Source organism: Psychrobacter sp. FME5 (assembly GCF_014861375.1).
GTDB lineage: Bacteria > Pseudomonadota > Gammaproteobacteria > Pseudomonadales > Moraxellaceae > Psychrobacter.
In genome coordinates this window covers 1-18,966 of sequence record NZ_RRYX01000058.1, presented here as the reverse complement: position 1 = coordinate 18,966, position 18,966 = coordinate 1, and the positions used below count along the sequence as shown (strand labels likewise).

Annotated in this window: 16 protein-coding genes and 3 pseudogenes; 11 read left to right on the top strand and 8 right to left on the bottom strand. The window is 43.2% G+C overall.

The genetic code is table 11. The features are described from left to right. Window positions 1-153: 153 nt before the first annotated feature. On the bottom strand, window positions 154-627 hold the full coding sequence (locus EI161_RS08930) for a YraN family protein (RefSeq protein ID WP_192523628.1): 474 nt from the start codon (window positions 625-627) through the stop codon (window positions 154-156). A gap of 151 nt (window positions 628-778) precedes the next feature. Between EI161_RS08930 and rsmI the strand changes: the two genes are divergently transcribed. Both rsmI and EI161_RS08920 read left to right on the top strand, forming a co-directional pair. Continuing rightward, window positions 779-1,741, top strand: a complete 963-nt coding sequence (gene rsmI / locus EI161_RS08925; protein WP_192523629.1) for a 16S rRNA (cytidine(1402)-2'-O)-methyltransferase — start codon at window positions 779-781, stop codon at window positions 1,739-1,741. Window positions 1,742-1,793: 52 nt separating this feature from the next. Beyond that, a complete protein-coding gene (locus EI161_RS08920) occupies window positions 1,794-2,813 on the top strand; it encodes an adenosine kinase (RefSeq protein WP_192523630.1) in 1,020 nt (339 codons plus the stop codon). Between the two features lie 103 nt (window positions 2,814-2,916). Here the strand turns inward: EI161_RS08920 and EI161_RS08915 are convergent, their stop codons facing one another. Continuing rightward, the gene (locus EI161_RS08915) at window positions 2,917-4,227 is read right to left on the bottom strand and encodes an O-acetylhomoserine aminocarboxypropyltransferase/cysteine synthase family protein (RefSeq protein ID WP_192523631.1); all 1,311 of its coding nucleotides are present in this window, start codon (window positions 4,225-4,227) and stop codon (window positions 2,917-2,919) included. Window positions 4,228-4,490: 263 nt separating this feature from the next. Further along, on the bottom strand, window positions 4,491-5,174 hold the full coding sequence (gene nfuA, locus EI161_RS08910) for a Fe-S biogenesis protein NfuA (protein WP_192523632.1): 684 nt from the start codon (window positions 5,172-5,174) through the stop codon (window positions 4,491-4,493). Between the two features lie 702 nt (window positions 5,175-5,876). Here nfuA and EI161_RS08905 point away from each other — a divergent pair. From EI161_RS08905 to EI161_RS08880, 6 genes and pseudogenes are all read left to right on the top strand, one after another. After that, window positions 5,877-6,224: a carboxymuconolactone decarboxylase family protein gene (locus EI161_RS08905; RefSeq protein WP_192523633.1), complete on the top strand. Its 348-nt coding sequence runs from the start codon at window positions 5,877-5,879 to the stop codon at window positions 6,222-6,224. Window positions 6,225-6,435: 211 nt separating this feature from the next. Then, entirely contained in the window at window positions 6,436-7,467 is a 1,032-nt protein-coding gene (locus EI161_RS08900; protein ID WP_192523634.1) for an alpha/beta fold hydrolase, read from the top strand. Between the two features lie 139 nt (window positions 7,468-7,606). Beyond that, window positions 7,607-8,689 (top strand): bifunctional nicotinamide-nucleotide adenylyltransferase/Nudix hydroxylase, encoded by a 1,083-nt coding sequence (locus EI161_RS08895; protein WP_192523635.1) that lies wholly within the window; start codon window positions 7,607-7,609, stop codon window positions 8,687-8,689. A gap of 200 nt (window positions 8,690-8,889) precedes the next feature. Next, window positions 8,890-9,270, top strand: a pseudogene (locus tag EI161_RS08890) (nicotinamide phosphoribosyltransferase domain-containing protein); the annotation flags it as partial. A 7-nt stretch (window positions 9,271-9,277) separates the two neighbouring features. Continuing rightward, a pseudogene (locus EI161_RS08885) lies at window positions 9,278-10,411 on the top strand (nicotinate phosphoribosyltransferase); the annotation flags it as partial. Beyond that, entirely contained in the window at window positions 10,405-11,235 is an 831-nt protein-coding gene (locus EI161_RS08880; RefSeq protein WP_192529436.1) for an SGNH/GDSL hydrolase family protein, read from the top strand. The pseudogene EI161_RS08885 and the gene EI161_RS08880, both read left to right, overlap by 7 nt. A gap of 381 nt (window positions 11,236-11,616) precedes the next feature. Here EI161_RS08880 and EI161_RS08875 read toward each other — a convergent pair whose 3' ends face one another. Continuing rightward, window positions 11,617-11,895, bottom strand: coding sequence for a type B 50S ribosomal protein L31 (locus tag EI161_RS08875; RefSeq protein ID WP_192523637.1), 279 nt, complete (start codon window positions 11,893-11,895; stop codon window positions 11,617-11,619). Window positions 11,896-12,390: 495 nt separating this feature from the next. On the opposite strand from EI161_RS08875, the gene EI161_RS08870 reads away from it, so the two are divergent. Beyond that, complete coding sequence (locus tag EI161_RS08870) at window positions 12,391-13,008, top strand: YceI family protein (RefSeq protein ID WP_192523638.1); 618 nt, start codon at window positions 12,391-12,393, stop codon at window positions 13,006-13,008. 104 nt (window positions 13,009-13,112) lie between these two features. Here the strand turns inward: EI161_RS08870 and EI161_RS08865 are convergent, their stop codons facing one another. Continuing rightward, window positions 13,113-13,550 carry a hypothetical protein gene (locus EI161_RS08865; protein WP_192523639.1) on the bottom strand — a complete coding sequence of 146 codons (438 nt, stop codon included), beginning with the start codon at window positions 13,548-13,550 and terminating at the stop codon, window positions 13,113-13,115. 529 nt (window positions 13,551-14,079) lie between these two features. On the opposite strand from EI161_RS08865, the gene EI161_RS08860 reads away from it, so the two are divergent. Then, complete coding sequence (locus EI161_RS08860) at window positions 14,080-15,750, top strand: FAD-dependent oxidoreductase (RefSeq protein ID WP_192524780.1); 1,671 nt, start codon at window positions 14,080-14,082, stop codon at window positions 15,748-15,750. Window positions 15,751-15,936: 186 nt separating this feature from the next. Here the strand turns inward: EI161_RS08860 and EI161_RS08855 are convergent, their stop codons facing one another. Then, the gene (locus tag EI161_RS08855) at window positions 15,937-16,614 is read right to left on the bottom strand and encodes a TIGR00730 family Rossman fold protein (RefSeq protein WP_192524779.1); all 678 of its coding nucleotides are present in this window, start codon (window positions 16,612-16,614) and stop codon (window positions 15,937-15,939) included. Between the two features lie 407 nt (window positions 16,615-17,021). On the opposite strand from EI161_RS08855, the gene EI161_RS08850 reads away from it, so the two are divergent. After that, on the top strand, window positions 17,022-17,918 hold the full coding sequence (locus EI161_RS08850) for an alpha/beta fold hydrolase (protein ID WP_192524778.1): 897 nt from the start codon (window positions 17,022-17,024) through the stop codon (window positions 17,916-17,918). A gap of 203 nt (window positions 17,919-18,121) precedes the next feature. Here EI161_RS08850 and EI161_RS08845 read toward each other — a convergent pair whose 3' ends face one another. Continuing rightward, entirely contained in the window at window positions 18,122-18,808 is a 687-nt protein-coding gene (locus EI161_RS08845; protein ID WP_192524777.1) for a putative quorum-sensing-regulated virulence factor, read from the bottom strand. A 36-nt stretch (window positions 18,809-18,844) separates the two neighbouring features. After that, a pseudogene (locus tag EI161_RS08840) lies at window positions 18,845-18,966 on the bottom strand (IS982 family transposase); the annotation flags it as partial.

Below are 18,966 nucleotides of genomic sequence, written 5' to 3'. Positions count from 1 at the left end.
AGTCATTATATCATTTATCAATAAGTTATATCAACACACTATTAAAACAGAGCCTTAATTTTTATGGTAGATAGTTAGGCTTTTGGTAACGATACCTTGATGCAAAGATGCTGATTGTTATTTCGCTGTCAGTCAAAAAATAAAGGCAATCAACTACCATGCTGCGCTTATAAAAGCGCCTTGTAGCCATTCTGGTGGTTCATTTTTCTTATTGTTTTTATCAGTGGTATTATAGGCAATCACATCAAACCGGCATTCACAGTTATGATATGTGGGATGTTGCTGCAAAAAATAGCGCGCCACCTTGATAATTTTACGTTGTTTGCTTGGCGTCACGCTGACTGCGGCATCACCAAAGTTTGAACGCTGTCTTTGACGCACTTCGATAAATACCAGTGTCGACCACGCCGACCCTTTTTCTACCATCACTAAGTCCAGCTCACCCACTTTTGGCTGTTGCCAGTTTTGCGCAACCAATACCAACCCTTGCGCCTGTAAAAACTCACACGCCTGTTGTTCAAACAGACTGCCTTGGCGCTGCTTTGGTGAAGTAAGGGCTAAAGGTTTATGGTTCGCCATGAGGTTTGTTAGTCTGTTTAACATTTCAGAATTATCATAGCACATCATGCTAAACTAACCACTTTCGCGCCCTCCATCTTTTATCTGTCGGCCATTTTGTCACTTGCTCCTTGACTGAGTCAGAGGACAGATAATGTCAGTATGGATAGTAGTGTCATCTTATTTTTTTAATTCCCGCTTTTAATACTCCGAGGTTTTCATGTCTAGCCCTACCGCGATGCCAGCTTGTCTATATATCATCGCTACGCCGATTGGTAATCTTAGCGACATGACGCCACATGCGATTGACGTCTTAAAGCAGGTTGCCATCATTGCCTGTGAGGATACGCGAACGTCAGGCAAGCTACTGTCACATTTTGGCATCGAGACCAAAGGCAGTAAAGCTGACGACGCTAAAAACCCAGCAACCCATCACATCGAAAATGGTGATGCAGATGACGCTGATACAGCAGTGAAGCAAAAAGGACATAATAAACTGTGGGCATATCATGAACACAATAGCGCGATTCAAACGCCCAAAATTATCGAGATGATCGAGCAAGGTCATTCGGTCGCTCTGATTAGTGATGCTGGTACGCCACTGGTCAGTGACCCAGGTTATCAATTGGTGCAAGCGGCACATACTGCAGGCGTTCGAGTATCACCTATCGTTGGCGCGTCTGCTGCCATTGCTGCGCTCTCGGTTGCAGGACTGCCCTCAGACCGTTTTAGCTTTATTGGTTTTTTACCAGCAAAAACTCATGGACGCCAAAAGCAACTGTCTGCTCTAAACTCACGTACTGAAACGCTGATATTTTATGAAGCCCCGCATCGCATTATCGCCAGTTTAGAAGATATGGCAACGATATTTGGTGCCGAGCGCGAAGTCACGTTTTGTCGTGAACTGACCAAAACCTTTGAGACGGTACATAAGAGTACGTTGGGTGATTTGGTTGAGTTTGTCAAAGCAGATGACAATCAACAGCGTGGTGAAATAGTGGTGGTGGTCGCTGGCGTTAATGTGGCGCAGGATTCGGACGATATCAGTATTCACGATACATTATTGAAGCGCTTACTAGAAGATTTATCGGTTAAAAAATCCGCTTCCTTGGCCGCCGATATTACTGGCGTAAAAAAGAACGCACTATATCAGCGGTTGCTTGAGCTACAACAAGCTGAATGATTTTTAACTATCAAGAATAGACGTTTATCACTTAATTGAGGAGACATAAGCAATGTACAATGTAATGGCGATAGGGAATGCTTTGGTTGACCACGAATATATGTTGTCAGATGCCGCGCTTGAAGAAACAGATTTGACCAAAGGCAATATGACGCTGGCAGGTATCGAAGAGCAGCAGCAGTTGTTGGCTTATTTTAAGCTTGCAGACATTGAACCATCAAAGCAAGCGGGCGGCGGTTCAGCTGCCAATACCATGTATGCTTTTGCAAGCTTGGGCGGCAAACCTTTTTACGCCTGCCGTGTTGGTGATGACCAGCAAGGGGAGTTTTACCTAAAAGACTTACATGAAGGCGGCGTTGCGACGTCAGAAAAATCCATCCATGCCGGTGGAGTAACTGGCTCGTGCGTGGTCGCAGTGACCGAAGATGGCGAACGTACCATGCAGACTTTTCTTGGTACCTCAAGCGATATTACTGCTGATAACGTCGATTTTGATGCGCTAACCCAAGCAGATTGGTTATATCTAGAAGGCTATCTAGCCATGTCTGAAGGTATCCAGCCAGCGATGACCCAATTGCGCCAACAAGCAGGCATTCATGGTGCAAAAATCGCCGTGAGTTTTGCCGATCCAGCCGTAGTGAAGTTTGCCAAAGAAGGCTTACTTAACATGCTCGGCAATAAAGTCGCGGTGATATTTTGTAATAGCGAAGAAGCAAAGTTATTCACCGATAAAAAGCAACATAAGGCAGCGGCGCGGGCGCTACTTGAGCATTGCCAAACGGCCGTGGTTACCGATGGTGCCAATGGTGCCATCATCGCCCATCAACCAAATGGTGAGACAGATATTGAAATCCATCAAGTTCCTACCCCAGCCGTTACCAATGTGATCGATACCAATGGCGCAGGCGATAACTATTCTGGCGCTTTTTTATACGCTTTATCGCAGCAATACAGCTTGCCAGAATGTGGTCGTCTTGCCAGCGAAGTAGCGGCACAGGTGATTCAACAGTTCGGGCCGCGCTTGGCCTCAAAAGATTATAAAGATATCGCTCAGCGTGTCCTATCAGCCTAGGGCATATTTTTGCTTTTGACCCTGAATAAAAAAGCCCATATCAATGATATGGGCTTTTTATTTACTGAATAGTTATGTTTTTAATTTAGCAAAAAATTGCACCTTAAGCTGAGGCTAACGCTTGCTCTAAATCGGCTTTGATATCTTCGATGTGCTCGATACCAATCGATAAACGCACCATGTCCGTACTGACGCCGGCGTTTTCAAGCTCTTGCTCATTAAGCTGACGATGGGTCGTCGTTGCTGGATGACAAGCCAAAGATTTAGCATCACCAATATTAACCAGACGGGTAATCAGCTGCAACGCATCGATAAAGCGTGCCCCTGCTTCAAGGCCACCTTTGACGCCAAAGGTTAAAATAGCAGACGGCGTGCCTTTCATGTATTTCTTAGCAAGTTCATGCTCAGGATGATCAGGCAGACCAGCGTACTTCACCCAATCGACCTTGTCATGGTCACGTAGGTATTCTGCGACGGCTTGGGCGTTTTCGACATGACGCTCCATACGCAGACTTAACGTCTCCATGCCTTGCAAAATACCAAAGGCATTAAGCGGGCTAAGTGCCGCGCCAGTATTACGCAGCGGTGCCACGCGAGCACGGGCGATAAATGCCGCCGCGCCAACGTCTTGGACGAAGTTTACGCCATGATAGCTGGCATCGGGGGTATTTAATAGTGGGAAACGCTCAGGATAATCGCCCCAAGGGAAAGTTCCGCTATCCACAATCGCTCCGCCTATCGAGGTACCAGTACCACTCATATATTTGGTCAAGGAATGAATAACGATGTCAGCACCGAACTCGAACGGACGACACAGTGCAGGCGTGGCGACCGTACTATCAATCACCACTGGTACACCATATTCATGAGCGATATCACTCAGGGCTTGGATATCAACGATGTTGCCGAGCGGATTACCGATACTTTCGGCAAAGACCATTTTGGTCTTATCATCGATTAAATTGCGAATCGCTTCAGGATCCTTGTGGTCAAAAAAACGTACTTCGATACCTTGACGTGGCAGTCCATGAGCAAATAAATTATAAGTGCCACCATATAGCGTCGATACCGCGACGATATTATCGCCCGCTTCACATATAGTCTGAATCGCATAAGTGATGGCCGCCATACCAGAAGCCACGGCAAGTGCACCTATGCCGCCTTCCAGCGCGGCAACGCGTTCTTCTAGCACTGCGTTGGTCGGGTTCATGATACGAGTATAAATATTACCTGCGACCTTTAAATCAAACAGATCAGCACCGTGCTGGGTGTTATCAAAAGCATACGAGCTGGTATGATAAATAGGTACCGCGACCGCTTTGGTAGTTGGTTCAACACTATAACCGGCATGAATCGCCAAGGTCTCTAGGCGTGGAGTACTTTCTGTTTGCTTAGCTGGTTGTCCGTCACTCATATTGCGCTCCTAAAATTCAATTTTCTATTAAATAAATATTCGATGATTAAAAGATGCTTTAAAACATTCAGATTACAACTTATATGAAAGCACCTATCGCTGAACGATAGATATAAAAAAAGCTGAGTTAATCATAACCCAGCTTCTTTATTAAAAGAATAGCAAATATCTCATCTCTTAATGACAAATAGTCATAAGCAATGAAACTAATAAGCATATTCATAGGCGATATCGTCATTACTTTTATAACAACTCATCGGTATTTATTTGTAGTAAGCATTCTCAGTACGGGTGTGGTCAGTCTCATCAATCACTTGGGTCAGCTCTGGAATTTGTTGTTTAAGCTGCACTTCAACCCCTTGACGCAAGGTCATATCAACCGCCGAACACCCTTGGCAACCACCACCGAATTTCAATACAGCAGTCAAGCCAACGCCTTCTTCATCAATCAGTTCAAGTAATTGGACATCGCCACCATGGGCCGCCAAGCTTGGATTAATCTCAGACTGCAAGACATAGTTGATACGTTCTTCGACACTGGCATCGGCACCAACTTTTGGCACTTTTGAGTTCGGCGCACGGAATGTCAACTGACCACCAAAACGGTCTTTATTATAGTCAATCACCGCATCTTCTAGGTAAGGCACTGATGCCGCTTCAATAAAAGCAGAGAAGTCATCGTAGCTGAATTTCAAATCAGCACTGTCTTCTTCGCCCGGCTGGTTATAAGCCATACAGCATTCTGCGCGCGGTGTACCCGGATGCTCAACGAAAATACGCACGCCGATACCATCGGTATCTTGTTTAGACAACAAGTCTGCCAAATAACCTTGCGCGGCCTCAGTGATGGTAATGTTGCTTTTTGCATCACTTTGCTCAGTATCTAACGCTGACTCGTAATCGGCAGCAGGTTCTACTTGAGTATCAGTTGGATTGTGTTCACTCATAATGCTTCCTATGTGTTATGACACAAACGCTATATCTGTTATGGCTACTGTGTCGTGAATTTGGTTATCTTGAGTATTTGAACGAATATAAATCGGCATAAATTACAGGGGCTACCCATCACTACGGTCTGTCACTTTACTGCTTTTGATGACGTTGTTCTTCACACTACTCTTAACGCTGTTATTAAGATATTGATCAGTTTATAAAAGCTATTATACCGCACTCAGACGATAATTCCGACCGCGCTACTGTGAATTAAACCAGGACGGTAGTGAATAACTGCTATCGGTTTTTTTAATGGCATTGAATATCTGATTTTCTAATAAATTTACTTATAAAAGCCACTTGAGCCGTATAAGCATAAAAGTTGCGTGTTGACCCATGCCAAGATTGATACATCCCTTCCTATATAAAGACAGCTCACATGCTTATCAAGTCACTCAACCAAGTCACTCAACCAAGTCACTCAACCAAGTCACCTAACTAAGTCACCTAACTAAGTCACTAAAATAGTTGATCAATACAAATTCAGCGCACAACCACTTTTAAATACCTCATCTACAGACCTCATCAAAAAGCAGCTTGCTTTATTATGTAATTTTATATATTATAATTAAGTATAGTAAATTATTTAATCTATTGGTATCTGTTGCAGTTTTAAAACTATCGATTCAATGGCTATCACCTATCAGGAGCATTTCATGAGTAAATCTTTTAAAGACATCACCAAACACGTTTCAACCAATATGGCAAAACTACATAAGCATATCCCTGAGACCACCAAAGCATTCTCGCAGCTTGGTGCCACAGCAACGGCTGACGGCGTATTGGATAAAAAGACCAAAGAGCTTATTGCCTTAGCATTAGCAGTTGGCGCACGTTGCGATGCTTGTATTGGTTTTCATACCAAAGCTTTAGTGCAGCTTGGCGCGACAGAAGAGGAAGTCGCGGAAACATTAGGCATGTGCATCTATATGGGTGGCGGTCCTTCGATGATGTATGCCGCTGAAGCGGTCGCTTCATTCAACGAGTTTAGTAAAGAAAGCTAATTTTAATGACTGCTTAAACTCACTATGTATAACACTGCCAATGGTTAAATAACTGTTGGCAGTTTTTTATGCTTATTATTGTTATGCTGGAGTAAGTTCTTATTCAAGGAATGGCGATAAAACTCATCTAACAGCTGAGTTATGCTATAACTCAGCAAATATTTATTGACGACTTTATTAAAAATGAACCACATTAATAGAGACTTATTTTATGACAATACAAACACTAAATTTAGTGGACACCAAAGATGGCGAACAAGTCGCCGTTTGGAAAATTGTAGCTGACACAAAAGATTGCACAATAACAGACACACCCACAGAAACTCTAGCCACCAATAAATCGACAATAAAAACCCAAAATATATTTTTGACCCATGGGACTTTTTCGGACAAACAAACCTGCCTAAAAATCGCCGAGTATCTCGCCAGCTTTGGTCATCATTGCTACATTATGGAGTGGCGCAGTCATGGTAATAGCTCGATAGCAAAAGAAAAGTTTAATTTCGAAACCGTTGCGACCTATGACTATGAAGCGACCTTCCGTTATTTCTTTGACACCTTAAAACTTAACAATCTACACTGCGTTACCCATAGCGGCGGCGGTGTTGGCTTAACCATATTTTTAATCCAAAACCCAGGTTATATCGATAACATAAACAGCATCACCCTGTTTGCTTGCCAAGCCTATGCTGCCGCAATAAAACCGATAAACCACACTAAAATTCTCAGCGCCAAACTATTTACGCGTCTGCTTGGTCATATTCCTGCCAAAAAACTCAAAATAGGACCCTTTAACGAGAGTTATTATACGATGAGTCAGTGGTTTGACTGGAATCTACACCATCACTTTAAAAGCAGTTTTATAAAAAAAAGTGCGATGGATAATGGTTCTTTTAATAAAGACGCGATAAATAAAGCTTATCTTCATAACCATAAAGTAAATAACCACATAACTCAGCAAGATAGCGCTGACGACAGTTATTTTGATTATCGGCATCATATGCCAAAAATCACCATTCCTATTTATGCCATTAGTGCTAAAGGCGACAAGTTCATCTCCCCTACCACTGGTTGTCAGCTGTTTTTTGACGACTTTAAAAACCCATCTAACGTCTTTCGAGAGTACGCGCTCAGTCACGGTGATTTAGATGATTATACGCATAGCCGCATTATGGTTAGTCGTCACGCTGCCACAGAGATCTGGCCAACCGTTACCGCGTGGATTGAAAAATATGCCAATTAAAGATACCGACCTAAACATCTTTACACTTGTCAGTGAGTAATGGGCTGTGTCAGTATTAGCGTCATTGCTTTTTAGGCAATAAGTTTTTTAATCCATAAATCTTCACCAATAAAATATAAGTCGTAGGAAGTTGGCGCATATGAGTGAATCATTAGAGCAACAGTTAGATAAGCAAAGCCCGGATAAACAAAGCCCAGATACGCAAAATAATAAACACTATCGCTACTTGGTTTTTATCGGCCGCTTTCAGCCATTCCACCGTGGGCATAAAGCGGTTGTCGACGAAGCACTAAAGCGTGCCGATAACGTCATTATGCTTATTGGCTCAGCTAACCTACCGCGTAGTTTACGCAATCCGTTTAGTGTTGCTGAGCGTGCTGCCATGATTAAGGATGTCTACTCAGCAGCAGAAGCGGCACGTATTCATTGCGTTGGGCTGGACGATGCACTCTACAATGACACGCGCTGGTTACAATACGTGCAAGCGGGTGTTAAATCTGTCACTGGCGACTTACAAACGGATATCGGCTTGATTGGTCATTCAAAAGACAGCTCATCGTATTATCTATCGCTATTCCCAAACTGGGCGTCGGTCTCAGTACCCAATTATCATAATTTATCAGCGACCCCTATCCGCGACAGCTATCTAATGGGCGCTACGCCGACACCTGAGCGCACGCCTGAATCAACGCGCAAAGTACTAAATGACTTTAAAAAAACCGATGATTATCAGCGACTACATGAAGAAGCAGATTTTATTGATAAATATAAAAGACAGTGGGAATCAGCCCCTTATCCACCTACTTTTATGACCGCCGATGCTTTGGTGGTGCAATCAGGGCATATATTATTAGTAGAGCGCCGCAGTATGCCAGGGCGCGGACTGTGGGCATTACCGGGTGGGTTTTTGAATCCAAAAGAGACCTTATTTGATGCCTGCATCCGCGAGCTACGAGAAGAGACTCGTCTTAAAGTCCCTGAGCCAGTGTTGCGCGGCTCTTGCCATAGTCAGCATACCTTTGATGACCCGTATCGCTCAGCGCGTGGGCGCACGATTACCCAAGCGTTTTACTTTCAGCTCAAAAACGATCCAAACGGCCTGCCAAAAGTAAAAGGCGGCGATGATGCTGCCACAGCTTTTTGGTTACCCCTTGCCGAGTTAGATGCCAAAATGATGTTTGAAGACCATTATGCGATTATCACTAAGATGGTTGGCTTATAGTTTTCTTATCATTGACGTTTCGGTGCATTATTTCCAAACTTTTAGTCAACTGAAAACTATAAAACCTATTTTCTACATTTGACTTTATAATGTCATTGTTATCAATTTCACCGCCCAAGCTGATAGACAGCAAGGGTTAACCGCCGCAACTGTTCTTTCATCAAAGCAGCTGCGGCATCTCAAAGCAGAGGAGTTCTGTGATGTATACCAGTAATTTAAATAATTTGATCTTAAATAGCGACAGCTATAAAACCTCACATTGGGTGCAATACCCAAGTGGTAGCGAGTACTTATCAAGCTACGTTGAGGCGCGTAAAGGCGACTATGATGTGCTGTTCTTTGGTTTACAAGCCTTTATCAAAGAATACTTAAGCACACCGATTACCCATCAAGATATCGATGAGGCGGAAATGGTCATTCAAGCGCACGGCTTGACCTTTAACCGTGCAGGCTGGGAACGTTTGGTCGATAAACATGGTGGTTATTTGCCATTACGTATCGAAGCCGTTCCCGAAGGCAGCATCGTGCCCGTATCCAACGTGGTCTGCCAAGTTATCAATACCGACCCTGAGTTTTATTGGCTACCAAGTTATTAAACATGGTGGTTATTTGCCATTACGTATCGAAGCCGTTCCCGAAGGCAGCATCGTGCCCGTATCCAACGTGGTCTGCCAAGTTATCAATACCGACCCTGAGTTTTATTGGCTACCAAGTTATATCGAAACAGCGTTATTACGCGCGATTTGGTATCCATCGACGGTCGCGAGTGTCTCGCACTATTGCAAAGGTATCATTCGCCAAGCGCTAGAAAAATCTGCGGACAATTCAGAGTCATTGATTTTTCGTTTGCATGACTTTGGTTCACGCGGTGCTTCTAGCCATGAGTCTGTCGCACTCGGCAGCCTAGCTCATTTGGTCAACTTCGCTGGTACCGACTCGATGACCGCTTTGGTCGCTGCCAGTCGCTGGTATCAGATGGATAAAGACATGCCAGCCTTCTCAATCCCTGCTGCTGAACACAGCACTATGACCGCATGGGGCCGTGATGGTGAAACCGCCGCCTTTGCCAACATGATTGAGCAGTTTGGCGGTACGGGCAAGAGCTTCTCAGTGGTCTCTGATAGCTATGACTTATGGAACGCCATTGATAACATCTGGGGCGGCAGCTTAAAAGATGAGGTTAAAAACATGGGTGGTACGTTAGTCATTAGACCAGACAGTGGCGAGCCGGCTAAAGTGGTTCGCGAGGCATTAGAGCGCTTAGCGGTGAAGTTTGGGACGACTACCAATAATAAAGGCTACAAAGTATTGCCAGACTACGTACGCGTCATTCAAGGTGATGGTATCAGCCCGCAAAGTTTGAGCAAAATTATCGATGTGGTGTTGAAGGCTGGCTTTAGCGCCGAAAACGTGACCTTTGGTATGGGCGGTGGTCTGCTGCAACAAGTCAATCGCGATACCATGAGCTGGGCGATGAAAGCCAGTGCCATCTCTATCGATGGAACCTGGAAAGACATCTATAAAGATCCGGTCACCAGCCGCTCTAAACGCTCGAAGAAAGGCCGGTTGGCACTAATAAGAAACAATCATGGCAAATTAGACACTATCAAAGCCGATGCGTTATCTGCTCATACAGAAAACCTATTACGGGATGTTTATCTTGATGGTAAATTATTAATAGACGACAGTCTCACCACTATTCGGGAGCGTGCAGGATGGTAAATACTCATAAAGTAGCCTCGGTGGCAAAAGATGTGCTACTCGCCCCTGTTTATCTTTATCAAGGTCGCAAAATCAAGCGCGATACCGTTCGCCTGCCTGAGCCAAATGGCGAAAGACGCGGATCTATTTCACTAAACCAGTCTACTAGTAGGCCAAAAAACAACACCAATAAAACGTTAAACCTCATGGTCGTTGGTGATTCAGCCGCAGCTGGTATGGGTAGTGAGACGCAGCAAGAAGCACTGACAGGCAAGCTCATTCCAATATTGAAGCAACAGCCCGCCATTTATAACACATTCAGTACGCTGAACTGGACGTTGCAAGCGACTACAGGACATACCAGCTTCGATATTTTACGTAGGCTATATGTCCTACCCACTCCTAGCCAGCCTACTGATGTAATGATACTCAGTGTCGGTGTAAACGATACGACATCAAGTGTTCCTGTAGATAAATGGCAACAGCAAGTTGAAGATATTATTGCTATTGCCCAGCGTAAGTTTGGTGTACGAAAGCTGGTTTTTTTGAGTCTACCGCCGATGGCAGAAATGCCTGCGATACCGCCACCGTTGAATAACTTTGTCGGTGCAAAAGCCTCAATCCTTGATGAGATATTGCAGCAAGTTTGTGCCAATAATGACGGGGTTACCTACATGGCAACTGACTTTGCACGGATGATAGAAGAGCATTCTAATGGCACACCAATCGATATTTCAGTGATGTTTGCCAGTGATGGCTTCCATCCTAGCAGCCTAATGTACGGTTATTGGGCGCAGCAGGTAGCAGAGCTGATTATCGAGCTACTAGAATCACCAGTCACTTAATTCAAAAACTAATACCAAACCCAAAAAGTACGATTAGTTGTGTCAAACTCGTTTAGTCTACAGTGTGTATAGCCGATCCACTATAAAACAAACACAGTGCTACTGGGATAAATTTTGCGCAGCCTCTGTCTGCACAGGCACAGCAAGCAAGTAAAACTTATCCCAGTAGCTCGCTATAATGTTTGTACTCATTTTATTTAGGACTGACTATAGCACTTGCACTCGTTTTCCTTGCTACTCTAATTTTTGTAAATGGTATAACATTGTAATATTCAAGTTTTAACAACCAACCAAACTCTAAAAATTGAACCAAAAAAAAACCGCTGAATTATCAGCGGTTTTTTATGGTTCAGTGAAATAGATTGACGCAATAAGCGTAAATTATTCAGCAGAATCAGCAGCTTTCTTACTACGGCCACCAAACGCACCAAAGCGTTTGTTGAAGCTTGCAACACGACCTTCAGTAGAGGTTTTACGTTGTTCGCCAGTATAGAATGGATGCGACGCACTTGAGATATCAAGTGGGTAGTATGGGTATTCTTTACCTTCGTATTCACGAGTGGCTTTGGTATTAACAGTTGAACGCGTTAGGAAGAACACGTCAGCGTTAGTATCATGGAACAAAACTTCTTGGTACTTAGGATGGATATCTTTACGCATAATAAACTCTCTATGTCCGATGTATGTACAGCGCTTTTGATTAACGGTATTTTTGACTATTAATCACACCACAGCATACGTAACTGAGGCACTAAGGACATCTCTCAGTCTGGCAGCTGCGTCACTGGCTTATTCCAGCACCCAACACCACACTTCTGCTCACTTAGCCTTTCCCCAGCGGGAAAATCAAACCGCGATTTTAACGGTTTTCGACTTTTGATGCAAGCAGCTTCTATGATCAATTGACACGACCATACATTACTTACACCTTAACAATATTGAGATAAATGGTTTACCCTAGTATAATCTAACATTAGATAAAACACACAATTAAACCTCGAGATGTAGGTTATTTAAACAATAACCTATCTTTGATAGTAAATCTTATATAAAATTTATAGCAATAACACCGTATCGTTTTTAAATTGAATCGACTATAGGTAAAATTACGCCTCAAAAATAACTGATTAAACCCCAATAAACAAGGATAATATAATGATAAATATCTCACTGAAAAATACGGCCAAAGCTATCGCGATCAGTGCGGCGCTTGCTACCACCACCATGGCAAGCGCGGCGCTACCGAGCCAATGGCAATTAGATGACTCGCACACACGCGTTGGATTTTCGGTGAACCACCTAGGGTTCTCAACCACCATGGGTCGCTTTAATGAGGTGAAAGGCGTGGTGAACTACGATATCAAAGCGCCTGCTAAAACCAATATGAACTTTACTATTGCCACAGATAGTATCGATACCAATTGGGATGCGCGTGATGAGCATCTTAAAAAGGATGAGTTTTTTAACGTCGCCAAATACCCAACCATGACTTTTAAGTCGACTGACATCACATTTAAGAATCCGCAACAAGCCGAAGTAACCGGTGATTTCACTATGCTAGGTCAAACCAAACCGCTGACGCTAGATGTAACCTTAAATAAAATCGCCAATAGCCCACTGACTAAAGAGCCTGTTGTCGGCTTCCGTGCGACGGGTATTATTGATCGCGCCGCTTATGGTATGACGGCATTTTCTGATGGCATCACCACCGATGTTCCTATCCAAATCGATGGTGAATTGGTCGAGAAAAAAGCGGCTGTAAAGAAAAAATGATAAAGCCTGTTTATCATTAATTTCTATCTTAATTAAAGCATCACATGAAAAAAGCAGCCATTAAATGGCTGCTTTTTTGATACAGATAAAATTATTATTAAACTTTATCTGGCAGTTTTAACGATATGCCAAACGCCAAGTTTGTTATCACCATCTTTATCGCCAATCTTAGTATCATTAGCATAGAAGTATAAAGGTTTGCCATTTACTGCCCACTGATATTTACCATCTTCACGCTGGAATGCAGCAAACTGCCCTGAAGCTTTGGCATTGTTAGGTGCCATAAATGCCGGCCAAGCAACTAGACATGCAGAGCCACATTCAGATTTGTTCATTGAGTCTTTATCAAAGGTATATAAAGTCATATGGTTACTAGCATCGACCAACATGCCGTTTTTACTAGCGACAGGAGCGGTGCTTTTATTGGTGGCTTGCACATCATGCATACCAGAATCGTCCTTACCAATCATATTGTTAAAAGTAGAACAACCACTAAGCGCTAAAACACCTGAGAGTGCTGATAGTATAAGAATGCCTTTCATAATAACTTCCTTGTCATATTGTCATAGTATATTTTTATTTGGGTTTTTCTTCCTGTCTGATGATTTAAGCAATCGTACAGAAAACCACTTAAACCTGCCTTCAAGCAGTTTCAATATAGCATACCCAAAACATTAGTCGTTTCTATCAATATATAAATTTACAAAAGCGCATAAAGATTACAAAACATGAAAACTAAAATACCTAATTTGGTTGAAAAACCACTGCACTGACTGCGTTCAAACATTTAAAATTTAATGGTTGCTCGTTGACAAAACTCCTGCATCTACTTACGTATCTGCCAACCTATTAGTTGTAGTTTTTCGTAGAATAACGCTATAAAGATTAAGCATTACTACACAATGGTAAATGTAACCATTGCGGCTTAATATCAACATTGAACTTGGCTACCTCTGCACGCATATCAATAGGATTAAGCCAACTGTATACAGACTATCTTAGATAAAAACCATTTAAAGAATATGCCAAGTATGACTTGATACCAATGCTATTAAGGATATAACAACGACAATGACTCACTCTTTTACGACCAATCAAACCCATAGTCAACGCCAACCAGCCAAACGCGTCGGTATTCTTGGCGGTGGTACAGCAGGGGCGACTATTGCGATTCGCCTAGCCGCATTAGGGCTTGAGACTTATTTGTTTGAAAAAAACAAATCATTAATCGATGGGCCGCCGATGTGCCATTTGCATGCTGGTGGCAACCTATATCGTGAAATCCCTGACGAAGATTGCGTCGCACTGCTCAAACAATGTATCGATATTTTGCGCCTTTATCCTTATACCATCGACGTGCGTCCAACAGTATTTGCCGTACCAACTCGCGATGAAGGCTTGCCAGAAGATTTATTGCCGCGCCTCGATATTTTAACCGATGCTTATCACGAACTTATCGCCCAAGATGCCAACAACAAAGTACTCGGTGACCCTGATGATTACTATCAGCTATATAGCCATGAACAATTGATTGAGCTGTCTGAACGTGAGCAAGTTACAGCTCCAAAGACCGTTGATGAATGGATGATACCAGTTGCTAAATACTTGGATTTAAATAAAGTTAAGTTTCCGCTGATTGTCGTACAAGAGTACGGTTGGAATATTTTTCGCCTAGCAGCTTCTGCACAGCTGGCGTTAGAAGGCTATGAGCATGCGCATGTATTTACGGATACTCAGGTTAAGCAAGTCATGCCTGTCGATTGCGAAAACTGCTCAAATGCCGATCATCATTTCACTAAATGGCGTATCGATTATCAGCAAGCTGCCCATTTGGCGCCTGAATCTAACAGTGAAGCTGACTCTATTGAAGTCGATTATTTAATCAATGCTTGTGGTTTTCGTACCGGCGTCATCGACGATATGGTCGGTGTAAAAGTCACACGCATGGTCGAGTTTAAATCCTCTTATATCACCCACTGGGATGACACTGGCGGACAGATACCGGAAATTATTGTCTATGGCAACCGTGGTACACCAGAAGGAATGGCGCAGTTAACGCCGTATCCAGGCGGTTATTTTCAAATACACGGCATGAGTAAATTTATCACGCTATTTGATGATGGGCTGGTCGCATCGAACAAAGACAGCGCCCAACCCAAGCTGCCGCCGCAATACGTGCATTATATCGAAGACGGCTGGGACAAAGCACCACTACAAGCGCGTAGCCAACAGGCCATTGATTATGTGGCTGAGTTTGTACCAACATTCCATAGCGCGCGTACTGTCGGCAATGCATTATATGGTGGGCAGCAAATACCCGGTGAAGACGATACGCTGCGAGTTGCTGATGTGAGCTTGTACTCTAATATACGCTATGCGCGTGCTGAAAATGTTAAAGCATCCTCGACGTTAATTGCGGCCGATCAAATCGTCGAAGAGCTAACTGAGCTTGGCTTGATTGATAACGACACACAAGCCAACCGTAATCGCTATGCCCATGAATGGTCTTATCTGGCGCGAAACGATAGCTTGGCTATCGATAAGGTTGCTCGTGTACTCGCAAAAGAACGCGGCTTTCCATTGGCAATGGCTGGCGTAAATCATGGTATTCGTGAGACGGCTTTAGACAGTTTGAGTAGAGATAAATTAAGTGCGGATAGCTTAAAGTCAAACAGCTTGAAATCAAACAACTTAAAGTCAAACAACTTAGAAACAGACAATTCAGACTCAGCGGAAGTATAACTATTCGCTGACAGCCTGTTATTTTTAGTGCTTATTTAATTTGTTAATTTAACTGGTTCAAAAGCTATCCAGTTAGCTAACGAGCTACTATAAAGAACGGTTATAAAAAGGGAGAGCATGGCTAATTAATCAGCCATGCTCTCCCTTTTTATAAAATACGATTATAAATACCGTATATATTAATGTCTAATTGCCAGCCATTTTTTCAGTATCAACGGCATCGTCTATTTTCACCACCGTCTTGAGCATGTCGATGGCTTCATCAATAGTATTACACACTACCAAGCGCTCAAGATCTTGTTGTTTCATAAAACCTTGCTCGGCAGTATATTTTAAATGGTCAATCATACGATCATAAAAGCCATTAATATTAAGAATAATCATCGGCTTTTCATGTTGATACAGCTGACGCCAAGTCGCAATCTCCATAATTTCTTCAAGCGTTCCAAGTCCACCCGGTAAAGTAATAAAAGCGTCGGCATATTCTGCCATCACTGTTTTACGGGTATGCATGGTATCGGTCAAATGTAGACGTGTCAGCTGCTCATGGGCAATTTCATGTTTGAGCATAAAGGTTGGAATCACTCCCACCGCTTGCGCACCGCCTTTAATCACTTCATCGGCGACTGCACCCATCAACCCAATACTCGCGCCGCCATAAACCAAACCTAAACCGTTATCCGCTAGCGCACTACCCAGCTCGCGTGCCGCCTGCTCATATACCTCACTATTACCCGAACGTGAACCACAATAAACCGCAACCAGTGGCATCGCTAACGTTGATTTTTTCACCGCTTTTTCAATATTGGTAATATCCTGGCTAGTAATGACTTCATAAGTAGCGTTGTTAATGTTCATTTGCATATAGCTTCCTTAATTTTTATAGCAATTTTTTATTGAGTATGAGTTTATTGTGGTTTGCTTATAGAGTGAGTATTTATCAGAAGATTTATCACCTACAAATCATCTTCGAAAATAAACATTCAGGCATATATCGACGGACAATAGTATCCAAGATAAATGAGGTAGAACTTAGAAGTCACATTCGAGCGCCTTACTTACCAGTATTTATTTTAACATAAGCGATGCTATCACGCGCTAGCGACGATTTATCAATACGCAATGACTACACATTCATAGGTGAACACTGATATCTAAGTGGTAGTAACTGGATATAGACAATCTATCGTGATTAAAAATTCTATTAGTTGATAAAGTATTGGATCAACGAGCCTATTAATAAAAAAGATAAAATACAACAAGGTCAAACTATGGAAAACACTCATCCCAGTTATCAGACAGACACATACTCGCTCAGTATCATGACCGAGCGCAATCAAGCATTGGCAGCCACTGTTTATCGGCCTAAAGGCGAGGTGAAAACAGCCGTCATGATCGCACCAGCAACTGGCATCAAACGCCAGTTTTATCATAATTTTGCGACGTATTTAGCCGAGCAAGGCTTTGGCGTACTGAGCTTTGACAATGAGGGTATTGGCGACTCACTGTCGTCTAATTTGGCAAAATGTGACGCCTCTTTAATCAGCTGGGGTCGCCACGATATGCCGGCTGTGCTCGATGCCTTACAGGATGAGTTTGCCGCTGCCACTTATCATCTGATTGGTCATAGCGCAGGCGGTCAATTGATTGGCTTGATGCCGAATTACAAAGCTCTTGCCTCTGTGTTTAATGTTGCATGCTCTTCAGGTCGTATTAAAAACATGGCTATGCCTTATAAACTCAAGGCGGTGGGTTTTATGGATGCCTTTATTCCACTCACCAACTTAGCGTTAGGCTACACGCCATCGGATAAAATCGGTATGGGTGAACCACTACCGCGCGGCGTCGCTCGGCAATGGCGTGAGTGGTGCAACGGCGCAGGTTATATCAAGACCGCTTTCGGTAACACTGTGCACACGCATTTTTATGACGACATAACTGCACCATCTTTATGGCTTGGCTTTAGCGATGACAATATTGCCAATAGCAAAAACATGGATGATATGATTCGCGTATTTACCCAGATGCCCGTTGAAAAATGCTTTTTTGACCCGAAAGATTTTGGCCTGAACAGCATCGGTCACATGCGTTATTTTAGTCGTAAAACCAATGCCAAAGCACCACAGCTTTGGCAAATGGCGGTTGATTGGTTAAATAAACAGCAATAGTACTCCATCTACTCTTAGGTAGGGGCTGTATAATTGATTCACTTTAAAACCGATACGAGTGCTACTGGAGTAAATTTTTCGCAGCCTCTGTCACGCTTGCGAACAGCAAGCAAGAAAAATTGACAACAGTAGCACTGTGGCTATTTACTTTATTACAATCGTATCGATTTTATTTAGAACTACTTATAGGATAATTATATTTACTATTTTTCTTTCGCTGTTTCATCTTCTGCTTTGACGCGCTTGGTCAATGCAGAATATAGCGATGGCTGCATATTATGAATATTGCCTAGCATCCATCTCACATAGCTGACTGGCACCTCTTTAATCAGCTTGCCCTTATGTTTGCCAAAGGGCATTTTACTGACTGGATTGGCTTTATTGGAAATAGCATGAGCGGCCACAAAATCTGTCGGTGAAATTTGTAGGCGCTCGCAGCAAGCTTGATACAGTAAATAGCACATGCGCGCATCACCTAGCGCGTCATGAGCAGCAATGGTCATTCTGCTCGCCTCGCTGCTGCCTAGTAACTGCTCGATACATTTAGATTGGCTATAGGCGCTCCATTCTGGAAAGGCCACGCGCGCAAGCCGCACCGTGCAGATAAGCTTGGCAGACGGGCTACCAATCACTCGCCAGTCAAAACGGACATTATGACCGATCAAATACTGCGGCAACTCAAATTGCCCAAGCTCAAAACGCTCAAGACCAGCGACATCTTCATCGGTGATACCATGAATTTTAATGACGACCGGTGATATTGAACGTCCGCTGTTAAAGTATTTCATCCACTCAAACCCAGTCATGACATTAATGGTCGCGACTTGAACAGGTCTTGGGTCACGACCTTGGTCGGTTTCGGTATCGATAATAAGTGCTGTATCAGTCATAAAGGATTGGCCATAGATAACAACATTACCCCACTCTCAACTTGAAATAAGCAACTCAAACTGAAGAGGCGGGTTACCAAGTTTTTTGTTGAGTACAAAGCATAGATTATGTGACAGAATCTTACGAATCAATCGATGAGACAAATGCCATAAATCTC

Excerpts from the sequence above, each read along its gene's own strand:
- EI161_RS08930 (WP_192523628.1), bottom strand. The coding sequence starts at position 627 with ATGATGTGCTATGATAATTCTGAAATGTTAAACAGACTAACAAACCTC.
- rsmI (WP_192523629.1), top strand. The coding sequence starts at position 779 with ATGTCTAGCCCTACCGCGATGCCAGCTTGTCTATATATCATCGCTACG.
- EI161_RS08920 (WP_192523630.1), top strand. The coding sequence starts at position 1,794 with ATGTACAATGTAATGGCGATAGGGAATGCTTTGGTTGACCACGAATAT.
- EI161_RS08915 (WP_192523631.1), bottom strand. The coding sequence starts at position 4,227 with ATGAGTGACGGACAACCAGCTAAGCAAACAGAAAGTACTCCACGCCTA.
- nfuA (WP_192523632.1), bottom strand. The coding sequence starts at position 5,174 with ATGAGTGAACACAATCCAACTGATACTCAAGTAGAACCTGCTGCCGAT.
- EI161_RS08905 (WP_192523633.1), top strand. The coding sequence starts at position 5,877 with ATGAGTAAATCTTTTAAAGACATCACCAAACACGTTTCAACCAATATG.
- EI161_RS08900 (WP_192523634.1), top strand. The coding sequence starts at position 6,436 with ATGACAATACAAACACTAAATTTAGTGGACACCAAAGATGGCGAACAA.
- EI161_RS08895 (WP_192523635.1), top strand. The coding sequence starts at position 7,607 with ATGAGTGAATCATTAGAGCAACAGTTAGATAAGCAAAGCCCGGATAAA.
- EI161_RS08880 (WP_192529436.1), top strand. The coding sequence starts at position 10,405 with ATGGTAAATACTCATAAAGTAGCCTCGGTGGCAAAAGATGTGCTACTC.
- EI161_RS08875 (WP_192523637.1), bottom strand. The coding sequence starts at position 11,895 with ATGCGTAAAGATATCCATCCTAAGTACCAAGAAGTTTTGTTCCATGAT.
- EI161_RS08870 (WP_192523638.1), top strand. The coding sequence starts at position 12,391 with ATGATAAATATCTCACTGAAAAATACGGCCAAAGCTATCGCGATCAGT.
- EI161_RS08865 (WP_192523639.1), bottom strand. The coding sequence starts at position 13,550 with ATGAAAGGCATTCTTATACTATCAGCACTCTCAGGTGTTTTAGCGCTT.
- EI161_RS08860 (WP_192524780.1), top strand. The coding sequence starts at position 14,080 with ATGACTCACTCTTTTACGACCAATCAAACCCATAGTCAACGCCAACCA.
- EI161_RS08855 (WP_192524779.1), bottom strand. The coding sequence starts at position 16,614 with ATGCAAATGAACATTAACAACGCTACTTATGAAGTCATTACTAGCCAG.
- EI161_RS08850 (WP_192524778.1), top strand. The coding sequence starts at position 17,022 with ATGGAAAACACTCATCCCAGTTATCAGACAGACACATACTCGCTCAGT.
- EI161_RS08845 (WP_192524777.1), bottom strand. The coding sequence starts at position 18,808 with ATGACTGATACAGCACTTATTATCGATACCGAAACCGACCAAGGTCGT.